22 protein-coding genes are annotated in these 20,422 nt (G+C 65.0%); 18 read left to right on the top strand and 4 right to left on the bottom strand.

The features are described 5' to 3' along the window. The first annotated feature begins 4 nt into the window (after positions 1-4). From AC3WOB_RS28570 to msrA, 4 genes are read left to right on the top strand one after another with little or no spacing between them, the layout of a single operon-like run. Positions 5-796, top strand: a complete 792-nt coding sequence (locus AC3WOB_RS28570) for a molybdopterin-dependent oxidoreductase (protein WP_492276877.1) — start codon at positions 5-7, stop codon at positions 794-796. Between the two features lie 34 nt (positions 797-830). After that, a complete protein-coding gene (locus AC3WOB_RS28565; RefSeq protein ID WP_492276876.1) occupies positions 831-1,205 on the top strand; it encodes a pentapeptide MXKDX repeat protein in 375 nt (124 codons plus the stop codon). A gap of 34 nt (positions 1,206-1,239) precedes the next feature. Beyond that, a complete protein-coding gene (gene msrB, locus AC3WOB_RS28560; protein ID WP_207467615.1) occupies positions 1,240-1,740 on the top strand; it encodes a peptide-methionine (R)-S-oxide reductase MsrB in 501 nt (166 codons plus the stop codon). Between the two features lie 43 nt (positions 1,741-1,783). Continuing rightward, positions 1,784-2,488 carry a peptide-methionine (S)-S-oxide reductase MsrA gene (gene msrA, locus AC3WOB_RS28555; protein WP_492276875.1) on the top strand — a complete coding sequence of 235 codons (705 nt, stop codon included), beginning with the start codon at positions 1,784-1,786 and terminating at the stop codon, positions 2,486-2,488. 54 nt (positions 2,489-2,542) lie between these two features. Here msrA and AC3WOB_RS28550 read toward each other — a convergent pair whose 3' ends face one another. Next, entirely contained in the window at positions 2,543-3,280 is a 738-nt protein-coding gene (locus AC3WOB_RS28550; RefSeq protein ID WP_492276874.1) for a TrmB family transcriptional regulator, read from the bottom strand. 365 nt (positions 3,281-3,645) lie between these two features. Between AC3WOB_RS28550 and AC3WOB_RS28545 the strand changes: the two genes are divergently transcribed. From AC3WOB_RS28545 to AC3WOB_RS28505, 9 genes are all read left to right on the top strand, one after another. After that, on the top strand, positions 3,646-4,929 hold the full coding sequence (locus AC3WOB_RS28545) for an ABC transporter substrate-binding protein (protein ID WP_492276873.1): 1,284 nt from the start codon (positions 3,646-3,648) through the stop codon (positions 4,927-4,929). Positions 4,930-4,940: 11 nt separating this feature from the next. Further along, positions 4,941-5,840 (top strand): branched-chain amino acid ABC transporter permease, encoded by a 900-nt coding sequence (locus AC3WOB_RS28540; RefSeq protein WP_492276872.1) that lies wholly within the window; start codon positions 4,941-4,943, stop codon positions 5,838-5,840. Between the two features lie 2 nt (positions 5,841-5,842). Then, positions 5,843-6,793, top strand: coding sequence for a branched-chain amino acid ABC transporter permease (locus AC3WOB_RS28535; RefSeq protein ID WP_492276871.1), 951 nt, complete (start codon positions 5,843-5,845; stop codon positions 6,791-6,793). Further along, the gene (locus tag AC3WOB_RS28530; RefSeq protein ID WP_492276870.1) at positions 6,790-7,539 is read left to right on the top strand and encodes an ABC transporter ATP-binding protein; all 750 of its coding nucleotides are present in this window, start codon (positions 6,790-6,792) and stop codon (positions 7,537-7,539) included. The genes AC3WOB_RS28535 and AC3WOB_RS28530 overlap by 4 nt, the downstream gene beginning before the upstream one ends. Continuing rightward, positions 7,536-8,207 (top strand): ABC transporter ATP-binding protein, encoded by a 672-nt coding sequence (locus AC3WOB_RS28525; RefSeq protein WP_492276869.1) that lies wholly within the window; start codon positions 7,536-7,538, stop codon positions 8,205-8,207. The genes AC3WOB_RS28530 and AC3WOB_RS28525 overlap by 4 nt, the downstream gene beginning before the upstream one ends. Then, on the top strand, positions 8,204-9,136 hold the full coding sequence (locus AC3WOB_RS28520) for a carbon-nitrogen hydrolase family protein (RefSeq protein ID WP_492276868.1): 933 nt from the start codon (positions 8,204-8,206) through the stop codon (positions 9,134-9,136). The genes AC3WOB_RS28525 and AC3WOB_RS28520 overlap by 4 nt, the downstream gene beginning before the upstream one ends. Positions 9,137-9,217: 81 nt before the next feature. Beyond that, positions 9,218-10,414 carry an MFS transporter gene (locus AC3WOB_RS28515; RefSeq protein ID WP_492276867.1) on the top strand — a complete coding sequence of 399 codons (1,197 nt, stop codon included), beginning with the start codon at positions 9,218-9,220 and terminating at the stop codon, positions 10,412-10,414. Between the two features lie 46 nt (positions 10,415-10,460). Beyond that, positions 10,461-11,084: a LysE family translocator gene (locus AC3WOB_RS28510; protein ID WP_013393538.1), complete on the top strand. Its 624-nt coding sequence runs from the start codon at positions 10,461-10,463 to the stop codon at positions 11,082-11,084. Positions 11,085-11,235: 151 nt separating this feature from the next. Further along, positions 11,236-11,736, top strand: coding sequence for a hypothetical protein (locus tag AC3WOB_RS28505; RefSeq protein ID WP_013393537.1), 501 nt, complete (start codon positions 11,236-11,238; stop codon positions 11,734-11,736). 49 nt (positions 11,737-11,785) lie between these two features. On the opposite strand, the gene AC3WOB_RS28500 is transcribed toward AC3WOB_RS28505, so the two are convergent. After that, positions 11,786-12,337, bottom strand: coding sequence for a Dps family protein (locus AC3WOB_RS28500; RefSeq protein ID WP_013393536.1), 552 nt, complete (start codon positions 12,335-12,337; stop codon positions 11,786-11,788). Positions 12,338-12,562: 225 nt separating this feature from the next. On the opposite strand from AC3WOB_RS28500, the gene AC3WOB_RS28495 reads away from it, so the two are divergent. Then, complete coding sequence (locus tag AC3WOB_RS28495; RefSeq protein WP_013393535.1) at positions 12,563-13,750, top strand: MFS transporter; 1,188 nt, start codon at positions 12,563-12,565, stop codon at positions 13,748-13,750. Between the two features lie 45 nt (positions 13,751-13,795). On the opposite strand, the gene AC3WOB_RS28490 is transcribed toward AC3WOB_RS28495, so the two are convergent. Both AC3WOB_RS28490 and AC3WOB_RS28485 read right to left on the bottom strand, forming a co-directional pair. Then, positions 13,796-14,008: a YbdD/YjiX family protein gene (locus tag AC3WOB_RS28490; protein ID WP_013393534.1), complete on the bottom strand. Its 213-nt coding sequence runs from the start codon at positions 14,006-14,008 to the stop codon at positions 13,796-13,798. An 18-nt stretch (positions 14,009-14,026) separates the two neighbouring features. Next, complete coding sequence (locus AC3WOB_RS28485) at positions 14,027-16,108, bottom strand: carbon starvation CstA family protein (RefSeq protein ID WP_013393533.1); 2,082 nt, start codon at positions 16,106-16,108, stop codon at positions 14,027-14,029. Positions 16,109-16,420: 312 nt separating this feature from the next. Here AC3WOB_RS28485 and AC3WOB_RS28480 point away from each other — a divergent pair, with 312 nt between their 5' ends. The 4 genes from AC3WOB_RS28480 (at position 16,421) to tauA (ending at position 20,393) form a co-directional block, all read left to right on the top strand. After that, positions 16,421-17,839, top strand: coding sequence for a cache domain-containing protein (locus tag AC3WOB_RS28480; protein WP_013393532.1), 1,419 nt, complete (start codon positions 16,421-16,423; stop codon positions 17,837-17,839). Further along, a complete protein-coding gene (locus AC3WOB_RS28475; protein ID WP_013393531.1) occupies positions 17,836-18,483 on the top strand; it encodes a response regulator in 648 nt (215 codons plus the stop codon). Before AC3WOB_RS28480 ends, AC3WOB_RS28475 begins: the two co-directional genes overlap by 4 nt. Positions 18,484-18,595: 112 nt before the next feature. Beyond that, positions 18,596-19,141, top strand: a complete 546-nt coding sequence (gene folE / locus AC3WOB_RS28470) for a GTP cyclohydrolase I FolE (protein ID WP_013393530.1) — start codon at positions 18,596-18,598, stop codon at positions 19,139-19,141. A gap of 223 nt (positions 19,142-19,364) precedes the next feature. Continuing rightward, positions 19,365-20,393 carry a taurine ABC transporter substrate-binding protein gene (gene tauA / locus AC3WOB_RS28465; protein ID WP_013393529.1) on the top strand — a complete coding sequence of 343 codons (1,029 nt, stop codon included), beginning with the start codon at positions 19,365-19,367 and terminating at the stop codon, positions 20,391-20,393. Positions 20,394-20,422 lie beyond the last annotated feature (29 nt).

The raw sequence follows: 20,422 nt of genomic DNA, 5'->3' as shown, positions 1-20,422 counted from the left end.
CACCGTGAGCCAGCACAAACGCCCCTCCCTGCCCGGCCTGGACGGCCCGGCCGTTCTCAAGGAAGCCGGAAAGATCCTGGAAAAGCGGATCGAACAACCCTCGCGCCGCGCCTTCCTGCGCAGCAGCCTGACCCTGGGCGGGCTGGCCATGCTGTCCGGCTGCTCGCTATCGGACGACGAAAGCGTGGAAAAGGCGCTGACCGCTGTTTCGCGCTTCAACGACCGGGTGCAGGGCTGGATCTTCGACCCCAACAAGCTGGCGCCGACCTATGCCGAATCCATGATCACTCGACCCTTCCCGTTCAACGCCTATTACGGCATCGACGAGGTGCGGCATGTGGACGAGGAATCGTTCCGGCTGGAAGTCAGCGGCCTGGTCGCCGACAAGCACCGCTGGCGGCTGGAAGAACTGCGCGCCATGGCGCAGATCGACCAGGTGACGCGGCACATCTGCGTGGAAGGCTGGAGCGCCATCGGCAAATGGGGCGGCGTGCCGTTTGCCGCCTTCCTCAAGCGCGTGGGCGCGGACCTGAACGCCAAGTACGTCGGTTTCAAGTGCGCCGACGACTACTACACCAGCATCGACATGCCCACCGCGCTGCATCCCCAGACCATCCTGGCGCTGACCTACGACGGCCAGACGCTGCCACCCGAGTACGGCTTCCCCATGAAGCTGCGCATGCCCACCAAGCTTGGCTACAAGAACCCCAAGCACATACAGGCAATTTTCATCACCAACACCTACCCAGGCGGTTACTGGGAGGACCAGGGCTACAACTGGTTCGGCGGCAGCTAGGTGGAATCTTTCATACTCCATAAAGGAACGCATCATGAAGAAAATCGCTACCACCGCCGCGCTGTCCCTGTGCCTGGCCTTCGGCGCCACGGCCGTCCACGCCGCCGACAACATGAGCAAGGACGCCGCGGGCGGCGGCTCGATGTCCAAGGATTCCATGTCCAAGGACGGCATGTCGAAGGGCGGCATGTCCAAGGATTCGATGTCCAAGGACGGCATGTCGAAAGACGGCATGTCCAAGGGTTCCATGTCCAAGGAAGGCATGTCGAAAGACGGGATGTCCAAGGATTCAATGTCCAAGGACGGTATGTCGAAAGACGGCATGTCCAAGGATTCCATGTCCAAGGACGGCATGTCGAAAGGCGGCATGTCCAAGGATTCCATGTCCAAGGACGGCATGAGCAAATAACACCCACCCGAGCAGCCCTGATCCGGAGCATGTCATGAGACTACACCGCAGGCAGTTCCTGGGCCTGGGTGGCGCGGCGGCCATCGCCGCCGGCCTGGCCCCGGTCCTGGCCGCGCGCGGCGGCCCGGCCGCCGCCGCCCAGACCTTTCCCTACACGCTGAGCGACGCGCAATGGCGCGAACGGCTGTCGCGCGAGCAATATGACGTTCTGCGCCGCGAAGCGACCGAGCGGCCCTACTCCAGCCCGCTGGACAAGGAGTATCGCAAGGGCGCCTACGCCTGCGCCGGCTGCGCCCACCCGCTGTTCTCCTCTTCCACCAAGTTCGACAGCGGCACCGGCTGGCCCAGCTTCTGGCAACCGCTGGACGGCGCCGTCGGCGAGACCAAGGACCGCAGCTTCGGCATGACGCGCGTCGCCGTGCATTGCGCCAACTGCGGCGGCCACCTGGGCCATGTCTTCGATGACGGCCCGCGCCCGACCGGACTACGCTATTGCATGAATGGCGTGGCCCTGGCGTTCACTCCGCAAGCCTGAATATCTGGCCCCACCTTCCGGCCTTCCGCCACCAGGAGACATCATGTCCGCCACCCGCCTGCCCCACAAACTCTGCGCCGCGCTGGCCGCCGCCTGCGGCCTGCTGGGATCCGCTGCGGCCAGCGCCGCCGAACAGGCCTTCATCATTCCGCCCCCGGCGCTGGACCAGCCCGCGGCTGCCGCGCCACAGAAAGCCGTCATCGCCGGCGGCTGCTTCTGGGGCGTGCAGGCCGTGTTCCAGCACGTCAAGGGCGTGACCTCGGCCGTCTCCGGCTATGCCGGCGGCCAGGCATCCACCGCCAACTACGACACCGTCAGCGGCGGCCGCAGCGGTCACGCTGAAGCCGTGGAGATCACCTACGACCCCGCCCAGGTCAGCTACGGCCAGCTACTGCAGATTTATTTCTCGGTGGCCCACGACCCGACCCAGCTCAACCGCCAGGGTCCCGACAGCGGCACCCAGTACCGGTCCGCGGTCTTCCCCGCCGACGACAGCCAGCGCAAGGTCGCCGAAGCCTACATCGCGCAGTTGAACAAGGCCGGCGCCTATCCCAAGACGCTGGCCACGACGATAGAGCCGCTGAAGGCCTTCTACCCCGCCGAGGACTACCACCAGGACTATCTCGTGCGCCATCCGTACAGCATGTACATCATGGTCAACGACGTGCCCAAGGTCGAGAACCTGGCCAAGACCTTTCCGCAGCAGTACCGGGACAAGCCGGTGCTGGTGATGAAAACGGAGAAGTGAGTCCGTGACGCCCAAGCAAGATCGCAGCGGGCCGCCCGCGCCGCTCGATCCTGCTCAGGCCGCTGGCTGGCATGAGGCCCAGAAGGCATCGAACAGCATGCTCTGGTGCTGGGCGTGTTCTTCGCTTTCGATGATGAGGCCGTAGTTTTCACGCTTGGATGAAATCATGGCGACGCAATTGCCGTAGATTAGGGTGGTCATTGCCACGCTGGCCTCGGCTGGCGCCCATCGCAATTCGCGCAGTTCGGCTTGGCTGGCGGGCCAGATGTCGTCGGTGTCGCGGCTGCGCGAACGGATCACGCGCATGCTTATGCCTTTGGCGATGCGCGCATCGCGGTAGCGATTGATTTCTTCCAGGCCCGGGACTTCACGCAGTTCGGACATCGAGAAAGTGGCCCGCAGGGAAACCGATGCGTTCAGGCTGTCCCACAGCACGGTGCGGATACCCTCGGCGCCTTCGTAGAAGCGCGTCTTGGGCTTGCCTTTGGCCTGGTTATACATGGACCTGAGTTCGGGCATCATTTCCGTGACCATGACGCGCCTGGCTGCCACGTATTCGAGCAGTACGGAAGGGTCGTGCGCCACCACGTGGCGCTTGCGGTCGGCGCCTTCGATCCTCAGCAAGCCTTCCTCTTCCAGTCTCAGCACCGCGTCGTAGGTCGTGGTGCGCGGCAGGCCGGCGCTCGCCGCCAGTTCGGATACCGGTACTTCGCCCAACTCAATGGCGGCCCTGTACACCCGGTAGAGATTGCCGCTAATACCCAGCCGCCCGAGCTTCTCTTCCAGATCCATCCCTGACGCGTCTCCTTTTGGTGGGCCGACGGGCGCGTGGCCCGTGGGCGGTATGTCTGAAGCGGCTAGACAGTATCAAACGGCGCCCCGGGTGTCCATGAATTTTAATGTCGGATTTTTCCGACAACAAACCCCTTAAATAGCTAAAACTGTCGAAATTCAGAAGGTTTGTTTTTAAAAACTCACGTAAAAACATATATATATTAGATCTATAGGGTTAACCCGCCGCCAGATTTAATTGACGGTCAAAACCGTTATAAATACACTTTCCGCTCGCCAGGCTGGACCGCGTCGAGGAGCCGCATCCGCATCGCGCAGGTCGCGCGCCTGCAGACGAAACTTGTGCATACGAACGAGGGGAAGCAATGAAATTGATAGACAAGAGCCTGTTTTCAGCTGTCCTGGGTGCTGCTTTCGCGTTATGGCAACCCGCCCAGGCGGCTGAGCCCATACGCATCGGCGTGTCCACCTATCTGTCGGGCGCCGGGGCCGTTTTCGGCGTGCCTGCCCAGCAGGCCGCCCGTTTGCAGGTGGAAAAGATCAACAGCGCCGGCGGCATCAAGGGCGCGCCCATCGAGCTGGTCTTCATCGACGAGAACCACGGCGTGGACAACGTCGTCGTGGAGTACCGCAGCCTGGTCGAGTCGGGCAAGGTGGATGCGATGATCATCGGGCTGTCGAGTTCGATCTGCCTGGCGGTCGCGCCGGTCGCCGAGCAATTGAAAATGCCCACCATGCTGTGGGACTGCGGCACGGAGCGGATCTACACCGACGCCAGGTACGAGTATGTGTACCGGACGTCCGACTACACCCCGTCGAACAACGTGGCGACGGCGCTGTACATGCTCAAGCTGATGCCGGAAGTCAAGACCATCGCCGGCATCAATCAGGATTACGCTTTCGGCCGCGATAACTGGGCCGCCTTCCGGGGCGCGGTCCAAGCCCTGCGCCCGGACGTGAAGATCGTCGCCGAAATGTTCCCGAAACTCGGGACTTCGGACTACTCGACCGAGATTTCCCGCCTGTCGGCCCTGCGTCCGGACGTCATCTTCACGACGCTGTGGGGCGGAGACATGAATACTTTCGTCAAACAGGCCTCGTCACGCGCGCTGTTCCGCAATTCCCGCCTGGTGGCAGCCAACGGCGAGAGTTCCATGCAGCAGTTGGGTAAGGCCTTCCCGGAAGGGGCGATCGTGGGCATGCGCGGCGACAGCTGGGCATTCAATCCCGTCATGGCCGGCAACGCCGGGCACCAGGCCTTCGTGACGGATTTCGAGAAGAGCACGGGTGCCTATCCGAGTTTCCCGTCCTACCACATGGCGCAGGCCGTGCGCGCCGTCCAGCAGTCGCTCGAGACGTCCTGGGATGGCGATCGCAAATCGCTGCAAGCCGCGCTGCTCAAGGGTTGGAAGGGGCTGGAGCTCAATGATTTCACCGGCCAGCTGAAAATCCGGGAAGACAACCAGGCAATGGAAGGCCAACTGCTGGGCGTCGCCACGGAGAAAAGCGGGCAGAACTTCAAGACACTCAAGCAGCTGCTGGTGATTCCTCCCGAGCTGACCTCTCCGCCCGTGGGCGTGAAGAGCGACGACTGGTTCAAGACGCTCTCGCCGGAAGTCATGCAGCGGGTCGGCACTCCTTCAGAATAAGCGGCTTCATCATGCAACAAACGCTTCTACTGGCCACGCTGGACGGGTTGGCGCAGGCCTCGGTGCTGTTCATGGTGGCGGTGGGCCTGAGCCTGATCTTCGGCATCATGCGCATCCTGAATGTCGCTCACGGCAGCTTCTACGCGCTCGGCGCCTATGGCGCCGTGACCCTGGGGCTCTGGCTGGCGGGCCCCGATGGGGGCGTCTGGACCTATCCGGCCCTGCTGCTGGCGGCGGTCGCCATCGGCGTGACCCTGGGTCCGCTCGTCGAACGCTTTCTTCTGCGCCGCATCTATGGCAAGGAGCACGCGCTGCAGCTCCTGCTTACTTTCGGGGTCTTCATGATCCTGGAGGACGTGCAGAAGATGATGTTCGGGGTGGAACCGATGTTCAATGACGCGCCGCTTGCCATGCTGGGGATGGTCGAGGTGGGCGGCATCTACTACACCGCCTACCAGCTGTTCGTCCTGCCGCTATCGGCGATTGCGGTAATGCTTGCCTTGACCTTCTATTTCAACAAGACGCGGCAAGGGAAGCTGATCGCGACGGTCATCGAGGACTACGAGGTGGCGCGCGTGCTGGGCATCAATGCCAAGCGGGTCTACACGATCACTTTCATGCTGGGCACCGCGCTGGCCGCCCTGGGCGGGGCGCTGGCCTCGCCCACGACTTCGCTGGTGCCGGGAATAGGCGCCGATTCCATCGTAATTTCCTTTGCCATCGTGGCCACCGCCGGACTCGGCCATTTCCAGGGCACGGCGGTGACCGCCGTGATCGTCGGACTGGTGCAGGCCTTGTGTGTGCATCTGCTTCCCGCCCTGTCCTCCGTTGTGCCGTATCTGGTCATGACCGCCATCTTGCTGGTCAAGCCTTACGGCCTTTTCGGCAAGCCCCAAGTCCGTCGGATCTGAAGATGAAAACCTATTTCAAAACGACGGCGCTCGCCTGCCTGCCGTTGCTCCTGCTTGTGGCCTTGCCGCTGATCGCGCCGTCGCTGCGGCCGCTGGCGACCATGGCCATGGCGATATCGTTCTGCGCGCTGGGGCTGTTGCTGCTGCTGCGCGCCGGCCAGGTCTCTTTTGGCCACGCGCTGTATTTCGCCTGCGGCGCCTATGCAACCGCCTTCGGCTCGCGCCACTTGAGCGCCGACGCGCTGGCGGTCATCGTCATGGCGGTGCTGTCGAGCGCGGCGCTGGGCGCCATCCTGGGCCTGATCCTGTCGCGCTATCGCGACATCTTCTACGCCATGCTGAATCTGGCCTTTTCCATGGTGGGATTTACGCTGGTGCTCAAGCTGTATGGCCTGACCGGAGGGAGCGATGGCCTGCCGGTGCGGATTCAGACGCTGGCCGGTGTGCCTCTGGAGGTCGAGGTTTTCGGCTGGGCCTTGTTCTACACCGCCCTGGTCATGCTGGCCGTCGCGCTTTTCGCCGTGACGCGCTACCTGAATTCGCCGCCAGGCCAAGCGTTGGCGGCCCTCAAGACCAACGAGACGCGCCTGGAGTACCTGGGCATCTCGGGGCGCCAGGTGCTTTATGTCGGGCACGTCTTTTCTGCCGCGCTCGCGGGCTTGGGCGGCGCCATCGCGGCGATGGGAACGGGCCACGTCACGCCGGAAATGGCCTATTGGAGCCGTTCGGCCGAGTTCGTCTTTATCGCGGTGCTGGGAGGCATAGGCAATGTGCTGGGCGCCTTGCTGGGCGCCGTGTCCTTTGAGGCGCTGCGCAGTACCGCGAGCGCCTATGCGGCCAATTCGTGGCAGATGATCATGGGAGTGGTGCTGGTGGCGATCGTATTGTTTGCGCCGACGGGATTGTTCGGCCTGGGCCTGCGCCTGCTTGGCCGTAAGGAGGCCCGCCAATGAAAGGGCAGGCCATCATCAGTTCCAAGGATCTGCATGTCGAGTTCGGCGGCGTCAAGGCAGCCAACGGCGTGAACCTGCACATCTACCGCGGACAGATCGCGTCCATCATCGGGCCCAACGGCTCGGGCAAGACCACTTTCCTGAATCTGTGCACGGGTTACGTGCGGCCCACGCAGGGCAGCGTGCTATTCGGCGACCAGGACCTTACCCGGCTGAAGCCCCGCGCCATCACGCGCCTGGGCATCGCGCGGACCTTCCAATTGCCGCAGCTGTTTTCGGAGCAGTCCGTGCTCGAGAACCTGCTGCTGGCGCTGGCGGCCCGTGACGGTTTCTGGACGCTGTCCTCCCTGCATCGCAAAGCGGCCCGCGACGAGGCTGAAGAGCTGCTGGCCATTTTCGGCTTGCTCGGGCAGGCGGGGCGACAGATCGGCTCCTTGCCCGAAGGCGTGCGCAAGCTGGTGGACATAGCCGTGGCGCTGGCCTTGTCGCCCAGCCTGTTATTGATGGACGAGCCTACCAGCGGGGTCAGCTCCCAGGAGAAGTTCGAGATCATGGATATGTTGATGCCGGTTTTGCGGCAGCGGGATATCGCGGCATTGCTGGTCGAACACGATATGGAATTGGTCGAGCGCTACATGGATCGCGTCATCGTCTGGAATGCCGGCCAGGTCGCCGCGGATGGTCCGCCTGCCGAGATTCTTCAGAACGAGGATGTCTTGCGCAATGTGATCGGAGACGCCCAATGATGTTGCAGGCAAGCAAGCTGGTCGCGTATATCGAGGGCGCGAAGGTGCTGCGCGAGGTCGATCTTGATATACGCGCCGGAGAAACCGTGGCCTTGATCGGGCGCAACGGGGCAGGCAAGACTTCGCTTCTACGCGGCATCATGGGTACCCTGCCGCTGGCCCAGGGAAGGCTTCTATTCCAGGGGCAGAGCCTCGCAACGCGGGAGGCCCACGCGCGCGCCGGCCTGGGAATCGGATTTGCGCCCGAAGAGCGCCGCCTGATCGGCAAGTTCACGGTCATCGAGAACATGATGGTGCCCGCCTGGGCCTGCAAGCTCAGCGCGGTCCAGATTCGTGAAAGGCTGGATCTGATCTATTCCGTGGCGCCGGAACTCGCGCAGCTCAATCATCGCCTGGGAGGCCTGCTGTCGGGCGGGCAGCAAAAGATAGTGGCGCTGGGCCGCGCGCTGATGGCCGGCGAAAACCTGGTGCTGCTGGACGAGCCCTTCCAGGGCCTGGCGCCCGCGCTGGCCCTGCGCTATGCCGACAGCCTGAAGACCCTGCGCGCGCGCAAGCCCGATCTTGCCGTGCTCATTACCGAATCCAATCCCAAGCTGCTGCAGCCGATGGCGGACCGTATTGTCACCATTGAACGCGGCGAAATCATCTCTGAGGAGTCCTCGCAATGACATTCAAGGCGGCGGTCGTTCAGACCGCATCGATCCCGTTCAACAAACAGGCCACGGTGGAGAAAGTGGTCGCTAAGATCCGCGAGGCGGCCGAACTGGGCGCCAAGCTGATCGTGTTTCCGGAAGCCACCATCTCCGGCTATCCGAAAGGCAGCGATTTCGGCGCGCGTGTGGGCGGCCGGTTGCCCCGGGGACGGGAAGAGTTTCTGCGCTACTTCAACGGCGCGATCGCGGTGCCGGGGCCCGAGGTGGACGAAATCGCCGCGGCCGCCCGCGAGGCCCAGGCCTACGTCGTGGTCGGCGTCATGGAGCGGGAGATCGGCACGCTCTATTGCACCGCGCTGCACTTCTCGCCCAGCGGCGAAATGATCGGCAAGCACCGCAAGCTGATGCCGACCGCCGTGGAGCGCCTGATCTGGGGTTACGGCGACGGCTCCACCTTGCCCGTGTTCAATACGCCGCACGGGAAAATGGGCACCGTGATCTGCTGGGAAAACTACATGCCGCTGCTGCGCATGGCGATGTATGGCAAAGGCATCCAGCTCTATTGCGCCCCGACGGCGGACGACCGCGACGAGTGGATCACCAGCATGCGGCACATCGCCATGGAAGGCCGCTGTTTCGTCTTCTCCGCCTGCCAATACATCAAACGGGGCGATTTCCCCGAGGACTACGATGCCATCCAGGGAAATTCGGCCGATACCGTCCTGATGCGCGGCGGCAGCGCCATCATCAGCCCCGCCGGGCAGTTGCTGGCCGGCCCGGACTACGAGGGCGAATGCATACTCACGGCCGACATCGATCTGGATGACGTCACGCGCGGCAAGTATGACTTCGATGTGGTCGGGCACTACGCCCGCCCCGACATCTTCAAGCTCATCGTCGATGAAACGCCCAAGCCGCCCGTGGTGACCATCGGTCAGGCTTGAGCGAGGGGCGGCCGCCTATGTCTACCGGCTCGTGCCTTATAGTCAGCGAGTCCCGCTCACACAGGCGCAGCCCCCGCCCCGATGCCCCCCCGCTCCCACATACCTCCATCGCAAGCCTGGCTCGCCATCATCGTGCTGGGCCTGGCGTCCTTCAGCATGGTCACGACCGAGTTCGCGCCCATCGGCCTGTTGACCCAGATGTCTGCCGATCTGGACCACAGCGAGGCCGAACTGGGCCTGACCGTAACGCTATTCGCCTGGATCGGCGCGGGCAGCGGGCTGCTGGCCGCGGGCCGCCTGGGCCGCGTCCCGCGCAAACCCCTGTTGATCTGGCTGATGGTGCTGATGGTGGCGGCCAACGCAGCCACGATGGCGTCCCAGACCTATGCCGCGCTGCTCGGCGCACGGGCGCTGGGCGCCGTCGCCAACGGCCTGTTCTGGGCTTTGGCCGCTGCCACCGCCACGCGCATCGCGCCGCCCGGACGCGCCGGCCTGGCCACCGCCATCATTTTTGGCGGCATATCGGTCGCCACCGTCGCCGGCGTGCCGCTGGCCAACCTGATCGGCCACGCCACCAACTGGCGCGCCGCATTCGGTGCGATCGGCGCCCTCGCCGCTGTGGCCGCGCTGCTCATGCTGATCATGCTGCCGCCCATCCCGGGCGTTTCCGCCGCGGCCCGGCAAGGCCTGGGCGCCGTGCTGCGCGCCGCGCCGCTACGCCGCATCTACTTGGTGACGGCCTGCGCCACCACGGCCCATTTCTGGGCATACACCTTCATCGACCCCTACCTTTCTGCCATTCCCACCCTGCCCCCCACCATGGTCGCCACCCTGTTGCTTGCCTTCGGCGCCGCAGGCGTGCTGGGCAATATCGCGGCCGGCGTGCTGATCGACCGGCATCTGCAAGGGGTGACGCTCACGGCGCTGGCGGCGCTGTGCGCCGCGCTCATCGCGCTCGGAATGCTCGGCCCCGAAGCCGGCCTGACGCCAGTCGCGCTGCTGCTGGCCTGCTGGGGAGCAGCCATCACCGCACTGTTCACCTGCCTGCAGTCATGGATCCTGCGCGCGGCCGGCAACGCGGCCACGTCGGCGGCGGCGGGTCATACCGCGGTGCTCAACGCCGCCATCGGCTGCGGCGCGACGCTGGGCGGTATCATGCTCGCCAGGACCGGTATTGCCGCCACGATGTTATCGGCGGGAGTAGTGGCCACCGTCGCGATGGCCCTTGCGCAATGGCAACGGTTTCCAGCGACAGCCGGAACCTGCGACGCCCCGTAATTCAGCTGACCTTGCCTAGCGACCGACCAAACTGGAAAATCCGAGCATGACTGACACGCTTCTCGTTTTCGCCGTGGTTGCCTTCGTGGGCATTGCGACACCCGGCCCGACGGTTCTGCTGGCACTTGCCAACGGCGCGAATCTCGGGGTTCGCGCGTCGCTGCCCGGCATGATGGGCGCGGTGCTGGCGGATTTCGTACTGATCAGCGCGGTGGCGCTGGGCTTGGGCGCCTTGCTGGCGGCCTCCGAATTCTGGTTCTCGGCCATCAAATGGATTGGTGTCGTCTATCTTGCGTACCTGGGTATCCGGCTATTCCGGTCGTCCGGTTCGGTGACGCTACCCGCCGAGTCTTCCGCGCAAGCGCCCGCCGGCCGCTCGGTCTTTCTACGGAGCTTCCTGGTCGCCGTCACCAATCCCAAGGGCTATCTGTTTTTCTCGGCCTTTCTGCCGCAGTTCATTTCCACGCAGGCGCCCCAGATACCGCAGTACGTCACGCTGGCGACCGTTTTTTCGGCCATTAACCTTCTCGTCATGTTTACCTATGCGTCCGCTGGCGCCAAGGCGATCCGCTTGCTCAAGCGCGACGGCGCCCTCTGGTTGGATCGCGCCTGTGGCGGCGCATTGCTGGCCTTGGCCGGCTCTCTGGCGCTGTATCGCAGGAATCCCTGAGTACACGTTCGGCAAGGTGACTTGCGTATTTTGTGGGCTGAATTCGACGGCGGGTCAGAAAACCGCCCAAGCCACCTGCTATTTTGGCAGGAAGCCGTGATGCGCCACAATCATGGGTTGGCGAGCAAACGAATTCAGGAGAAAACCAGCAGTGAACGACGCCCGCATGCCGGATATTGATGCCCCCGAAGACCGCAAAGAGCAGCTACCCACGCTGTGGCGCGACGACGGCTGGACCGCCCGCATCATCAAGAACGAGGAAGACGACGGCTGGGCCGTGGAAATGACCATGGACGGAGAGGCCGAGCCGGCGCTGGTCGGTCCATGGACCATGGGCCGCGACAAGAAGAACCCCAAGCCGCTCGATTCCCCCGCCTTCATCACCCTGGTCAAGACCGCCAGGGAAGTCCTGCGCCGCCACGAGCAGCAATTGCACGCCACGCTGCACAAGAGCGTGAAAATCGACGCCGCCGCCGGCCGCCTGACCGTCAAGCTGGATATCGTTCCCGATGAAGACGAGCCGTACGCCGTACTGAGCGCCTACGATGAATCCGGCGAGCAACTGGCACAAACCCATGTTGCGCCGACGTACAAGCTGAGCGTACAGCGCGCATCGGAGTGGGCCAGCGGCGGTTTCGGGAAGCACGGCTGAGGCGGGCAAGCCGGCCTGGCAGGACGAGGGCGCCCGGCTGGCTGGCGCCTCAATGCCCCGTCGAATCCCCCTCCCGGCTGGCTTCGAACAGGAACCACGTGCGCCTTTCGGTTTCATCGATCCAGTTTTCGATCAAGCTGGAGCTGGCGATGTCGCGGTGCTCGTCGGTGATGTTGTGCGCTTCGCGCAGCGCCGCGGCCAGGACCTTGTTGTCCTCGCGCAGCTCGGCCAGCATGTCCAGGGGCTGCACATAGTCCGCGTCGTTGTCCGAGATACGCTGCGAGCGTGCGATATGCCCGATGGACCGCAGCGTCGTGCCGCCGATCTTGCGGATGCGTTCCGCGATGGGGTCCGTCATCGCGAACAACTGGTCGCCCTGCTCGTCCAGCAACAGATGGTAGTCGCGGAAATGGGGCCCGCTGACATGCCAGTGGAAGTTCTTGGTCTTGAGATACAGCGCGAACACGTCGGCCAGTATCTGGTTCAGCGCGGCGGAAATATCCCTGGTGGCCGCCGACGCCAGGTCGGTCGGCGTCGCCAGCGGGCGCTTGCGCCGCTCTTTCAGGGCTTTGGTGGTCTTCTCATCCAGTTTCTTGGCCATGGGTCGCAACTCCTAGGAATGATGGTGAAAACGCACGCGCGGCGCAGCTCATACACGCCACGACTACGCTAGCGTAATTCCGCCCGTGCACTTTTGCCAATGTCCTGGATCAAGGCGCGGCCTCTTCTTTGACCATGCCCTGCATCGAGGCTCCGCCGCTTCTGAAATCCAGCCCGGCTAGGAGTATGCTACGCCGCGTCAATTCAGCCGGATCCATTCATCGCTATGCGCGGCAATCCCGACGCCAGGCAAGGCGCCCTCGCCCTGCACGGGTTTTACTTCCTGTATTACGGCCTGCAGGGAGTCAGCATTCCCTTCCTGCCCTTGTGGTTCGCCAGCCGCGGCCTGGATCCCGCCATGATCGGCCTGATCGTCGCCACGTCCTTCCTGCCCAAGATCCTGTCCACGCCGGTCGTCGCGCACGTGGCCGACCAGACCGGCCGCGCGCACGCCTTGATCGCCGCGGCCCTGGCGGCGTCGCTGGTGCTGTTCGTCTGCTACCCGTTCAGCAGCACGCCCGGCTGGCTGCTGGCGATCACCCTGCTGCTCAACGCCGTCTTCCCGGCGGTGCTACCGCTGATGGACCGCATGGCCATCGCCAGCGGCCGCGGCCAGGGCAGCTCCTACACCGTCATGCGCGCCTGCGGCTCGCTGGGCTTCGCCGTGGTCACCGTGGCCGGCGGCTACCTGATCAAGACCTTCGACGCCGACTGGGTGATGTGGCTGTCGATCCTGCTCATCATCGCCTGCCTGGCCTGCGTACGGCTGCTACCCCGCGCGGCGCGCCCCGCCGCCGGTGAAGCGCCCGCGCCTGCGGTGCGCCTGCCCATGCTCGAGGTCCTGCGCGACCGCCCCCTGTTGATGTGCATCGCGGCGGCCTCGCTGGTCCAGGCCAGCAACGGCTTCCTCTATTCCTATTCCACGCTGTACTGGACCGCCAGCGGGCTGTCGACCTCGCTGATTTCGATGCTGTGGGTGGTAGGCGTGGCCAGCGAGGTCCTGTTCTTCTTCCTGGCGCCCCGCATCCTGGCCCGCACAGGCGCGCAGTGGCTGATCCTGGCGTCCGCCGTCATGACGGCGGTTCGCTGGGCCGGACTATCCGCCACCACCGATCCCACGCTGATCGCCGCGCTGCAGCTGCTGCAGTGCTTCACCCTTGCGGGCAACAACGCCGCCATCATGTGGTACATCACGCGCCACGTGCCCGCGGCGATCAAGACCTCGGCCATTGCGCTCTATGCGCTGTTGTCGGGCGGGGTCTTCATGTTCGCCAGCATTCAGCTGGGCGGCGCGCTGTACCGCAGTTATGCGCCGGGGGGATTCCTGGTGATGTCGCTGTGCGCCATTGGGGCGGTGCCCTTGGTGATCTACGCCGAAAAGCTGCGCAGAAAGGCGGAAGCACCCGGCGCCTAGAAGCTGCTGGACGAAAAAAAGGCCTCGCGAGCGAGGCCTTGTCTGTCAGCAGCAGCCGATCCGCTTCTTCCCGCCATAGCGCGCGTCCTGGCGCTCGCGGAAAAATGCTTCGTAAGTCATCGGCTCCTGGTCAGGGTGCGTGCGCCGCATGTGCGCCACATAGGTTTCATAGTCCGGCACGCCGACCATCAGCCGGAGCGTCTGCCCCAGGTAGCGGCCGGCGGCGCCGGCCGCGGAACTCATGTTGGTGAACAGCATGCGTCGTCTCCCCTTTGCTCAGTCCGCGCCGGCAGCGGCCGGCAGCGTTTCGTACGGCATTTCGCGCGAGGTGGGCTTGTTCTCGTTGCGCGCGCGCTGCACCGAACGCAGGCCGAACACCACGATGCTGACCACCACGAAGATGAAGATCGCGCACAGGCCGGCGTTGATGTAGTCGTTGAACACCACGCGCGACATTTCGCCCAGGGACTTGGCCGGAGCCAGGACCTTGCCTTCGGCGATGGCCGCGTTGTACTTGTCGGCGTGCGCCAGGAAGCTGACGCGCGGATCGGCGTGGAACAGCTTCTGCCAGCCGGCGGTCAGCGTGCATGCCAGCAGCCACAAGGTCGGCAGCACCGTGACCCAGGCGTAGCGGTCGCGCTTCATCTTGAACAGCACCACCGTGCCCAGGGTCAGGGCGATCGCGGCCAGCATCTGGTTGGCGATGCCGAACAGCGGCCACAGCGTGTTGATGCCGCCCAGCGGATCGACCACGCCCTGGTACAGGAAGTAGCCCCAGGCCGCCACGCACAGGCCGGTGGCGATCAGGTTGGCGGGCAGCGAGTCGGTGCGCTTGAGCGTCGGGGCGAAAGTGCCCAGCAGGTCCTGCAGCATGAAGCGACCAGCGCGGGTGCCGGCGTCGACCGCCGTCAGGATGAAGAGCGCTTCGAACAGGATGGCGAAGTGGTACCAGAAGGCCATCATGCCCGGGCCGCCGATGGCCTGGTGCAGGATGTGGGCCATGCCCACGGCCAGCGTGGGCGCGCCGCCGGCGCGGGAGATGATGGTGCTTTCGCCCACGTCCTTGGCGGTCTGGATCAGGTCGGCCGGCGTCACCACGAAGCCCCAGCTGGACACCACCTGGGCGACCTGGTCGGGGGTGGTGCCGATCACGGCCGCCGGGCTGTTCATGGCGTAATAGATGCCCGGCTCGATCACGCAAGCCGCCACCAGCGCCATGATGGCGACGAAGGATTCCATCAGCATGCCGCCGTAACCGATGTAGCGGGCCTGGGTTTCGTTCTCGATCAGCTTGGGCGTGGTGCCCGAGGAGATCAGGGCGTGGAAGCCCGACACCGCGCCGCAGGCGATGGTGATGAAGAGGAACGGGAACAGGTTGCCCGACCACACCGGACCGGTGCCGTCGACGAACTGGGTCAGCGCGGGCATTTTCAGCTCGGGCGCCACCACCACGATGCCGATGGCCAGGCCCACGATCGTGCCGATCTTGAGGAAGGTCGACAGGTAGTCGCGCGGGGCCAGCAGCAGCCACACCGGCAGCACCGAGGCGATGAAACCGTAGATGATCAGGATCCAGGTCAGGCCCTTGCCGTCGAAGTCGAACATGGGGCCGATCACCGGGTGCGCGGCCACGTCCTGGCCGAAGGTGATGGCGGCCATCAGGCCGACGAAGCCGATGATGGACACCTCGCCGATCTTGCCCGGACGGATGTAGCGCAGGTACACGCCCATGAACAGCGCGATGGGGATGGTCGCGGCCACCGTGAAGGTGCCCCAGGGCGAGTGCGTCAGCGCCTTGACCACGATCAGCGCCAGCACGGCCAGGATGATGACCATGATCATGAAGGCGCCGAACAGCGCGATCACGCCCGGGATCTTGCCCAGTTCGGACTTGACCAGGTCACCCAGCGAACGGCCGTCGCGGCGGGTCGAGATGAAGAGAATCGTGAAGTCCTGCACGGCGCCGGCGAACACCACGCCGGCCAGGATCCACAGCATGCCCGGCAGATAACCCATCTGCGCGGCCAGCACCGGGCCCACCAGCGGACCGGCGCCGGCGATGGCGGCGAAGTGGTGGCCGAACAGCACGTGCTTGTTGGTGGGCACGTAGTCCAGGCCGTCGTTGTGCTTCCATGCCGGCGTCATGCGCGTCGGATCCAGCTGGAAGACGTTCTTGGCGATGAAGCGGCTGTAGTAACGGTATGCGATCAAATACACGCATACGGCGGCGATCACCACCCATAGCGCATTGATGGTCTCCCCTCTGGCCAGCGCCACGGTGCCCAGCGCGAACGCGCCCAGTACCGCAACCGCCAGCCAGACCAGGTGTTGACCCAGTCCCTTACTGCTGGTTTGCATAAGTGCTCCTCTTGCCTCCCGCCATGCTTTTGGCGTGAAACGCTTTTATCGTCCCGCGGAAGGCAGACTCATTGTTGTGGGGTGGTGGACGCGCGCGTCCACGCAGCGCCGTGTCGACGCGGACGCTAGTATTTCGTTTTGACCACGCAGCAACAAGCGCGAAACTACGCAAGTCCGCTACGTGTTACTACGCAATGCGCCGCAGCATGATTTGGCGGAAATCGTAAAATCCAAGCTGAAATTTCCCGTCCTGATTGCGGGACGCAACATGTTGCACTGCAATATTCGCGTTCGCGCTGATACAAATCCTTCATGAAGCTGCGCCTGAAAATCCTGCTGCTTGCCGCGGTGCCCCTGCTGGTGGCCGTCGCCGCCATTACGGTGGCCGTCTACGTGCAAGGCCTGCAACTCGCGCAGCGCGAAAAACAAGTGGTGGAAAGCGCCTGGCTGGCCAGCAAGGAAGGCGAGCTGCGCCACTACGTCAACCTGGCCTACAGCGCCATCGCGCCGCTGCAGGCGGCGGCCGACGACGACGCCACCCGCCAGCGCGCGCTCGACCTGCTGGCGCAGATGGAATTCGGCCACGACGGCTATTTTTTCGTCTACGACCTGCAGGGCAGGAACCTGATGCACCCGCGCCAACCGGAACTGGTCGGCCAGGACCTCTGGGAACTGCGCGACACCAAGGGCCAGCCGGTCATCCAGAACCTGCTGACGGCCGCCCGGCGCGGCGGCCAGGACGGCGAAGCGGTGCATTACCTGTGGGAAAAGCCGTCCACCCTCCAGACCGAGGAAAAGCTCGGCTATGTGGTGGTGCTGGAGCGTTGGGGCTGGATGCTGGGCACCGGCATCTATCTGGACGACGTGCAGCAAGCGCTGGAACGCATCGACGCCGCCGCGCAGGCCAATATCCGCAGCATGTTCGCCTGGGTGGCAGGCATCGCCGCCGTGTCCATCCTGGGCGTGGCCGCCTGCGGCCTGGCCCTGAACATCAGCGACCACCGCCAGTCCGACGCCAAGCTGCGACTGATGGCGCGGCAGCTGGTGCGCTCGCAGGAAGACGAGCGCGCACGGCTCTCGCGCGAGTTGCATGACGGCATCAGCCAGGTGCTGGTGTCGATCAAGCTGTCCCTGGAAGCGGCGCGCGAACGGCTGCGGCAGGCACTGCCGACGGAGCCGCGCCAGCTAGCCCACATCGATACCCCGCTGGGTGGCGCGCTGGACCGGTTGAACACCGCCGTGGGCGAGGTCCGCCGCATTTCGCACAACTTGCGGCCCACGCTGCTGGACGACCTGGGCCTGCCGGCCGCGCTGGAACACCTGGGCCGGGAGTTCGCCATTCCCAGCCAGGACGGCGCCCCGCCGCTGGCCGTGCGCCTGCATACCGCCGGGCAGCCGGAGAAGCTGCCCGAAGCCTACGCCACCGCCCTTTTCCGCGTCACCCAGGAAGCCCTGACCAACGTCATCCGCCACGCCGGCGCCACCCGCGCCGACCTGACGCTGGCCTATTCTTCGCGCGACCTGCGCCTGACCATTGCCGACGACGGCCGCGGTTTCGACTATGCCGAAGTGCAGCAGGATCCGCGCCGCGGCATCGGCCTGCGCAATATGCGCGAACGCATGAACGCGCTGTCCGGCACGCTGACGTTCCGCTCCACCTCCCACGGCACGGTGCTGCAAGCCTGGCTGCCGCTGCCCGCCGCCCCCGTTCCCGCGAGCCCCGAAGCATGACCGAAGCCATCCGACTGCTGTTGATCGACGACCACCCCCTGGTACGGGACGGGCTGCGCCTGCGCCTGGAAACCGTGCCGCAGCTGCGGGTGGTGGGCGAAGCCGGCAACGCCGCCGCCGCCCAGGCTTTCCTGGCCGCGTGCCTGGCCGAGGATCCGCAGGGCGGCACCTTGCCGCACCTGGCGCTGATGGACCTGAACATGCCGGGCGTGGGCGGACTGGAACTGACCGCCCTGCTGCATGAGCGCTACCCGCAGATCGCGGTGCTGGTGCTGTCCATGCACGACAACCCCGAATACATGGTGCAGGCGGTCAAGGCCGGCGCGCGCGGCTATCTGCTGAAGGACGAGCCGGCGCAGGAGATCGTCACCGCCATCGACGCCGTCATGGCCGGCCGCAGCTATTTCAGCGCCGCGGTGGCAGTGCGCCTGTCGCAGGCCACCGCGCCCGCCACCATGCTGACGCAGCGCGAACGCGACGTGCTGCGCCACATTGCCAGCGGCGAGGCCAACAAGCAGATCGCGCAGGCGCTGGGGCTGTCGGTGCGCACGGTGGAGACCCATCGCCTGAACATCAAGCGCAAGCTGGGCATAGATGGGCAGGCGGAATTGATCAAGTACGCCGTCGAGAACCGGGGAGTCTGATCCGGGCCGGACCCGAACCCCGTCTGATCGTTTTCCCGCGCTGCGGTAGACTTGCAGCACTACGCTACACACAGTAAAGCGCCGCAACCAGCGCCGCCCCCAGGAGTCCCCGATGTCATTGGAAAAGCACTACACCGCCATTCTCGAACAACTAGGGGAAGATCCGTCCCGCGAAGGGCTGGCCGACACGCCGGCGCGCGCGGCCAAGGCCATGCGCCACCTGTGCCGCGGCTACGACCAGAACCTGGACGAAATCGTCAACGGCGCGCTGTTCACCTCCGACACGCGCGAGATTGTGCTGGTCAAGAACATCGAGCTGTACTCGCTCTGTGAGCACCACATGCTGCCCTTCATCGGCAAGGCGCATGTGGCCTACCTGCCCAACGGCAAGGTGCTGGGCCTGTCCAAGGTCGCGCGCATCGTCGAGATGTACGCGCGCCGCCTGCAGATCCAGGAGAACCTCAGCCGCCAGGTGGCAGAGGCCGTGCAGTCCGTGACCGACGCCGCCGGCGTGGCCGTGGTCATCGAAGCGCAGCACATGTGCATGATGATGCGCGGCGTGGAAAAGCAGAATTCGTCCATGGTGACCTCCGTCATGCTGGGCGAATTCCACGACAACCCCTCGACCCGGGCCGAGTTTCTGAGCCTCATCCGCTAGCAGGATCTCCCTCCCCCTTTTGGCGCATGTCGCGGGCCGCCTCGCCGGCCGCATCCCGCCGCGCCGGCCGCGCCAGTCCTGGCGTTGCCGGCGAGGCAGGCGGGCCTGGATCTTTTTGGCTCCTACTGATTAGGGCATCTGGACCTAGCGTTCTGGCCCCATCCGGGCAAACTGGCTTCAGCCGGTCGCGCCGGAGCGCGGCCGTTCCCTCCCGGAGATCTCCATGAACGCGATATTCCGCCTCATCCGCCGCTGCACCCTGGCCGGCCTGGCCGCCGCGCTGCTGGCCGCTCCCGCCTATGCCCAGACCAAGCTGGTGGTGGGCTACCAGCTGATCGTCGGGCCGTTCCTGTCGGCCATCGCCGACGGCAGTTTCGACAAGGCATTGAAGGAGGCCGGCTACCAGGTGGACTGGCGCCAGTTCACCTCCGGCGGCGACATTTCCACTGCCCTGGCTTCCGGCAACGTGCCGGTCGGCGTGCTGGGCTCCACCGGCATCACCGCCGCCGCCACCCGCGGCGTGGACATGGAGCTGTTCTGGATCCTGGACAACATCGGCAAATCCGAGGCGCTGGTGGCGCGCAACGGTTCCGGCATCAACAGCACGGCCGACCTGAAAGGCAAGCGCGTCGCCACGCCCTTCGTGTCCACCTCGCACTTCCATCTGCTGGTGGGGCTGGAACAGGTCTGGAAGATCAATCCGCGCGACGTGCGCATCCTGAACATGCAGCCGCCGCAGATCGTGGCCGCCTGGCAGCGCGGCGACATCGACGCCGCCTACGTCTGGCCGCCCGCGCTGACCGAGATCGCCAAGAGCGGCAAGATCATTGCCGACTCGGAACAGATCGGCAAGGCCAGCGTGCCGACTTTCGACGGCATCGTGGTCGACCGCGCCTGGGCCGCCAAGAATCCCAAGTTCATGGCCGCCTTCACCAGCGTATTGGCCAAGTCCTATGCGGACTACCGCGCCAACAGCGCCAAGTGGACCGCTGACTCGCCCCAGGTCAAGAGCATCGTCAAGCTGATCGGCGGCAAGCCCGAGGACATGGTCGAGGCGCTCCAGCTGCTGGTCTTCCCGACGGTGCAGGAACAGGCCTCCAATGTCTGGCTGGGCGGCGGCAAGGACTCGGGCGCCGCGCGCGCTTTCGCGGCCAGCGCCAAGTTCCTGAAGGACCAGAAGCAGATCGACAAGGCCCTGGCCGACTACAGCCCGCACGTCACGGACAAGTACGCCAAGGCGGCAGAGAAGTAAGCGACGCGCCCGGCCAGGCGGGCCGTCCG

It is taken from the genome of Achromobacter sp. FW305-C-30-7 (assembly GCF_058783105.1).
Note: the sequence above shows the minus strand (reverse complement) of the source record. Positions and strands in the feature narration are given on the sequence as shown.

Coding starts and splice junctions, on each gene's coding strand:
- AC3WOB_RS28565 (WP_492276876.1), top strand. CDS start 831: ATGAAGAAAATCGCTACCACCGCCGCGCTGTCCCTGTGCCTGGCCTTC.
- msrB (WP_207467615.1), top strand. CDS start 1,240: ATGAGACTACACCGCAGGCAGTTCCTGGGCCTGGGTGGCGCGGCGGCC.
- msrA (WP_492276875.1), top strand. CDS start 1,784: ATGTCCGCCACCCGCCTGCCCCACAAACTCTGCGCCGCGCTGGCCGCC.
- AC3WOB_RS28550 (WP_492276874.1), bottom strand. CDS start 3,280: ATGGATCTGGAAGAGAAGCTCGGGCGGCTGGGTATTAGCGGCAATCTC.
- AC3WOB_RS28545 (WP_492276873.1), top strand. CDS start 3,646: ATGAAATTGATAGACAAGAGCCTGTTTTCAGCTGTCCTGGGTGCTGCT.
- AC3WOB_RS28540 (WP_492276872.1), top strand. CDS start 4,941: ATGCAACAAACGCTTCTACTGGCCACGCTGGACGGGTTGGCGCAGGCC.
- AC3WOB_RS28535 (WP_492276871.1), top strand. CDS start 5,843: ATGAAAACCTATTTCAAAACGACGGCGCTCGCCTGCCTGCCGTTGCTC.
- AC3WOB_RS28530 (WP_492276870.1), top strand. CDS start 6,790: ATGAAAGGGCAGGCCATCATCAGTTCCAAGGATCTGCATGTCGAGTTC.
- AC3WOB_RS28525 (WP_492276869.1), top strand. CDS start 7,536: ATGATGTTGCAGGCAAGCAAGCTGGTCGCGTATATCGAGGGCGCGAAG.
- AC3WOB_RS28520 (WP_492276868.1), top strand. CDS start 8,204: ATGACATTCAAGGCGGCGGTCGTTCAGACCGCATCGATCCCGTTCAAC.
- AC3WOB_RS28515 (WP_492276867.1), top strand. CDS start 9,218: ATGCCCCCCCGCTCCCACATACCTCCATCGCAAGCCTGGCTCGCCATC.
- AC3WOB_RS28510 (WP_013393538.1), top strand. CDS start 10,461: ATGACTGACACGCTTCTCGTTTTCGCCGTGGTTGCCTTCGTGGGCATT.
- AC3WOB_RS28500 (WP_013393536.1), bottom strand. CDS start 12,337: ATGGCCAAGAAACTGGATGAGAAGACCACCAAAGCCCTGAAAGAGCGG.
- AC3WOB_RS28495 (WP_013393535.1), top strand. CDS start 12,563: ATGCGCGGCAATCCCGACGCCAGGCAAGGCGCCCTCGCCCTGCACGGG.
- AC3WOB_RS28490 (WP_013393534.1), bottom strand. CDS start 14,008: ATGCTGTTCACCAACATGAGTTCCGCGGCCGGCGCCGCCGGCCGCTAC.
- AC3WOB_RS28485 (WP_013393533.1), bottom strand. CDS start 16,108: ATGCAAACCAGCAGTAAGGGACTGGGTCAACACCTGGTCTGGCTGGCG.
- AC3WOB_RS28480 (WP_013393532.1), top strand. CDS start 16,421: ATGAAGCTGCGCCTGAAAATCCTGCTGCTTGCCGCGGTGCCCCTGCTG.
- AC3WOB_RS28475 (WP_013393531.1), top strand. CDS start 17,836: ATGACCGAAGCCATCCGACTGCTGTTGATCGACGACCACCCCCTGGTA.
- folE (WP_013393530.1), top strand. CDS start 18,596: ATGTCATTGGAAAAGCACTACACCGCCATTCTCGAACAACTAGGGGAA.
- tauA (WP_013393529.1), top strand. CDS start 19,365: ATGAACGCGATATTCCGCCTCATCCGCCGCTGCACCCTGGCCGGCCTG.